The organism is Pseudomonadota bacterium (assembly GCA_030859565.1).
In the GTDB taxonomy this organism is placed as follows: Bacteria; Pseudomonadota; Gammaproteobacteria; order JACCXJ01; family JACCXJ01; genus USCg-Taylor.
The window spans coordinates 1-3,978 of record JALZJW010000227.1 but is presented as its reverse complement, the minus strand read 5'-3'; the positions used below and the strand labels follow the sequence as shown (position 1 = coordinate 3,978).

At 59.3% G+C, this 3,978-nt stretch carries 4 protein-coding genes and 1 pseudogene; 3 read left to right on the top strand and 2 right to left on the bottom strand.

Features of this window, described 5'->3' with window-relative positions; translation table 11 throughout:
- Positions 1–206 precede the first annotated feature (206 nt).
- A complete protein-coding gene (locus M3436_19785) occupies positions 207–626 on the top strand; it encodes a secondary thiamine-phosphate synthase enzyme YjbQ (GenBank protein ID MDQ3566221.1) in 420 nt (139 codons plus the stop codon).
- 88 nt (positions 627–714) lie between these two features.
- Positions 715–1,758: an MBL fold metallo-hydrolase gene (locus tag M3436_19780; protein MDQ3566220.1), complete on the top strand. Its 1,044-nt coding sequence runs from the start codon at positions 715–717 to the stop codon at positions 1,756–1,758.
- Between the two features lie 140 nt (positions 1,759–1,898).
- On the opposite strand, the pseudogene M3436_19775 reads toward M3436_19780, so the two are convergent.
- Together M3436_19775 and M3436_19770 are read right to left on the bottom strand one after the other, a co-directional pair.
- Positions 1,899–2,069 (bottom strand): annotated as a pseudogene (locus M3436_19775) (DUF5615 family PIN-like protein).
- A 9-nt stretch (positions 2,070–2,078) separates the two neighbouring features.
- Positions 2,079–2,306, bottom strand: a complete 228-nt coding sequence (locus M3436_19770) for a DUF433 domain-containing protein (protein MDQ3566219.1) — start codon at positions 2,304–2,306, stop codon at positions 2,079–2,081.
- A gap of 788 nt (positions 2,307–3,094) precedes the next feature.
- On the opposite strand from M3436_19770, the gene M3436_19765 reads away from it, so the two are divergent.
- Complete coding sequence (locus M3436_19765; GenBank protein ID MDQ3566218.1) at positions 3,095–3,883, top strand: hypothetical protein; 789 nt, start codon at positions 3,095–3,097, stop codon at positions 3,881–3,883.
- The last annotated feature ends 95 nt before the right edge of the window (positions 3,884–3,978 follow it).

Below are 3,978 nucleotides of genomic sequence, written 5' to 3'. Positions count from 1 at the left end.
GTGCAGGATCCTAAAGGCATCGAACAAGACGCCGGCCCAAAGCCTACACGACGGTAGCTCGGGTCTACTGCTAAAGGATTCCAATGTACTTCCTCTTCCGCGGAATTCCATGATCGCAAAGCCCAGCATTCGTGGGCTATCATGTGCACTCCAGACGACCGTATCCGGACAGGGAATCGATCGTCTCACTCGGCCCCACGACCGTTATGAAAAGCTACCGTAAAGAACTCTGGTTCAATCTTCCGACCCGGGTCGGATTTGTGAACCTCACGCCGGACGTGGAGCAGTGCGTCGTGGAAAGTCGCGTCCAAGAGGGATTGGTTCTCGTCAATGCGATGCATATCACCGCGAGTGTGTTCATCAACGATGATGAACGTGGCTTGCATCATGACTACCAAGCCTGGCTAGAGAAGCTCGCGCCCCATGCGCCGGTCAATCAGTATCGACATAACGATACGGGTGAGGACAACGCCGATGCGCACATGAAGCGGCAAGTCATGGGTCGCGAGGTTGTGATAGCGATAACGGGCGGCCGGCTCGATTTGGGCCCCTGGGAACAGATTTTTTACGGGGAGTTCGATGGTCGCCGCAAGAAGCGCGTGCTGGTGAAAATCATCGGCGAATAACCGCACAACCTGCCAAAGCGTTCGCAACCATGCAGACTCGTTACAGCACATTACGCAGGCCGGGGCGCCGTCGCGAGCGGGGCGGCTCATGAACCATTGGTCGGTATTGCGTCTGGTGCGCATGCTGCCGGGGCCGAAGCCGCACAACCCGTATTTCGACGCGGCGAAGCGCCATCACACGCCGGCCGGCTTCCGCAACAATCATCCCCGTGTCCCGCCCACGCAGGAGGAGTTGGCACGCCTGCAACGCGATCTCCGAGCGCAGGCGCCGCCGAGCGCGCCGCAGGTCGACCTCTCGCCGGTGGCGCCGGATCTGGCGCTTCTGCAGGCCAACCGCACGCGGCACACGGTCACCTGGATCGGCCATTCCACCGTGCTGGTGCAGACGGGCGGACGCAACCTCATCACCGATCCGATGCTCTCTTGGCGCGCCTCGCCCCTGCCCTTTGCCGGCCCGCGGCGTCACCAGCCGCCCGGCATCGCGCTGCGCGATCTGCCGCCCATCGATCTGGTGCTAATCTCCCACAACCACTACGATCACCTGGACCTGCCCAGCGTGCGAGCGCTTTCGCGCCAGCGCGGCGGACCGCCCAGCTTCGCCGTGCCGCTGGGGCTGGAGCGCTGGTTCCGCCGCCGGCTGCCCGATGCGAACGTCGTGGCGCTCGACTGGTGGGAGAGCCGCGCGGTGGCAGACGTCGCGGTGACGCTGGTACCGGTGCACCACTGGAGCGCGCGCACCCCTTGGGACGGCAACGGCAACCTCTGGGGCGGCTGGGCGGCGGAGCGCGCGGGCTTCCGTTTCTTCTTCTCCGGCGATACCGCCTACTCGCAGGATTTTCCCGAGGTCGGCCGCCGGCTCGGCCCGTTCGACCTCGCCGCCATCGCCATCGGCCACTACGAGCCGCGTTGGTTCATGCGCAACAACCACATCAATCCGGAGGAGGCGGTGCGCATCCACGGCGAGATCGGCGCGCGCCGCTCGCTCGGCATCCATTGGGGGACCTTTGAGCGCCTGACGATCGAGCCCCTGGACCAACCGCTGCGCGATCTTGCCGCGGCACGACTGGCCCGAGGTGTGGCGGAGGATGAGTTTTTCGTCCTGCGGCACGGGCAGACGCGGGTGATCGAATGATCGGGGATTCGGCCCTCTGTAGAGAACCACGGGATCAAGCCGGCAACCGTTGCTATAACATGCGGCTTGTCCTGCCGACGTAGCCGCAACACTACCACGCCCGGATACTGGTTCGGTGGATACGTGCGAATATCCGCAAAATCCATATCCAATGTGATTAATGCGCGATCTTCGGTGCGGCATACTGACGCGATATGCGGATCGGCATGGCCGCCAAGTTTCTGATCGAGCACAGTCATCGCGTCGTAACCAGCCTTTTGTAGAAGTACGACTATGTCCACGGGCAAGTTCTCGTCGATCTTGAACTTCATCCGGACGGTTTATGCCGACAACCGAAGGACGCGCTCACGTGCAAGCTCGGCAGCGTAAGCGATGGCGGCTTGAATCGCTTCACGGCTAAGGGAAGGGTAGCTGTGGATAATCTCCTCGGGAGTAAGACCCGCAGCCAAACTGTCCAGCACCACCGACACCATGATGCGCGTACCCTTGATACAGGCTTTGCCATGGCAAACGGCGGGATCCACCGCAATATAATCTGACCAGCTCATAGTTCGCCTTCACGGAGAGAAAAGCTGATTTTACCCGTGCCTTGGAATATGTGTATCCGCGCCTTCGATCTTTCACTACGCCAACTGGTCGCAGATTCGTCCCTAAGAAGTTGTGAAAAAACCGTCGCGAGCGAAGGGAAGTCGCGTCCGCCGGAGCACAGGACCGTTTCGCCGGGAGCGAAACGGAGCGCAAGCCCCGAAGGGGCGAGTCTCAGGGACGAGACGGAGCAACTGGAGTGCATGTTGAAATACATGAGGATTCCGAGCACCGCCGGAACGCGAGATCCCGAGCGCAGTAGGTTTTTTCACAACCCTCTAAGCCCTCAATCTTTCCGAGAACCCGGAGCACCACCGAAGGATCAAGCGCCTCGAGTTCCTTTCTCGCAGAACGGGCAAAACGAATCGAGTATTCAGGCACGCCCCTTCCGTTTGCCTGCTCTCTCGATCCGGGCCTTCACGGCAGCCAAGGATTCACGAGGTTCTTTCCCACGGCGATGTGCAAGATAGGCATCGTACATATCCCCCCAAAGGGCCCCGTGACGCTTAAGGTCTATTAGCACAGCCTTTTTCCGGCCAGCGCGGTCAACTCCGAACTCAACCCCAGGGATATCCATAGAACCTCCGCCACTAATTGTGGACGTATTGAAAAGTATAGCAGTCATAGCCCAGATGAAGCGCAGCGAAATCCGCGAAGACAAGAGGCGTGTCTATTCCCCGGCTCGCAGTTTATTCCCTCCGGTCTACACGGACTTCCGCTGAACCTAATCGAACCTGGCCCCTCAATTCCGATGAAATTTGCCCGCGGCAGCGGCGGTAAGTGCCATTCGGCTATAGTTACAAAATCCAATCACAAACGGGAAAGGAGCCATGCCAAGGGACTTCAAGGGCCAAGCTGCGGGGACAGAATTTCAAAGGCTGGGACAAGATATGAAACGCTTCCGTATTGCCTTCTCCTTTGCCGGAGAAAACGAGACTTCGTCGCCAAGGTCGCCGCCATTCTCGCGAAGAAGTTCGGCCAGGAAAAAATCCTCTACGACAAATATCACGAGGCTGAGTTCGCCCGCTACGACCTCGGTATCTATCTGCCAAAGCTCTACCGCGACGAATCCGACCTTGTCGTCGCAGTCATATGCCCGAACTATGATGAAAAGCTCTGGACTGGCTGGGAGTGGATGGCCATTTATTCGCAGCTTAGCAAGAAGGAAGGGAGCAAGATTATGCTCTCCCGGTTCGAGTTTGCACAAGGCGCTGGACTCTTTGACCCCGCCGCTTTTGTCGAACTCGACCACAAAACGCCAGAACAAGTTGCCAAGCTCATCCTCGAACGCCTCGCTATTAACGAAGGCAAACCCAGGGACTACTACTGCGAAAACGGCGAGCCCCCAAAGACCTCCACCCCCAACAACCTTCCCCGCCTTCAATACTTCTTCGGGCGCGAGGCGGACTTGAAAAAGATCGCCGATGCCCTCGCACCGGATGCGCGTGGCTGGGGCGCGCTCGTTGATGGCCCCGGCGGTATCGGGAAGACTTCGCTCGCCATCCGCGCCGCCGAGCTAGCCCGGATTTCTCACCGATAGCCAAGAAAAAGGCCGTATCTCGTGGCATAATATGTGTTCGATCAGCATGTTATGCACAATGACGAGGACGGCTTTATGGAAACACAGTGTAACGG

What these genes read in the sequence shown, in the direction of transcription:
- M3436_19780 (MDQ3566220.1), top strand. Translation starts at nt 715, where the DNA reads ATGAACCATTGGTCGGTATTGCGTCTGGTGCGCATGCTGCCGGGGCCG.
- M3436_19785 (MDQ3566221.1), top strand. Translation starts at nt 207, where the DNA reads ATGAAAAGCTACCGTAAAGAACTCTGGTTCAATCTTCCGACCCGGGTC.
- M3436_19765 (MDQ3566218.1), top strand. Translation starts at nt 3,095, where the DNA reads ATGAAATTTGCCCGCGGCAGCGGCGGTAAGTGCCATTCGGCTATAGTT.
- M3436_19770 (MDQ3566219.1), bottom strand. Translation starts at nt 2,306, where the DNA reads ATGAGCTGGTCAGATTATATTGCGGTGGATCCCGCCGTTTGCCATGGC.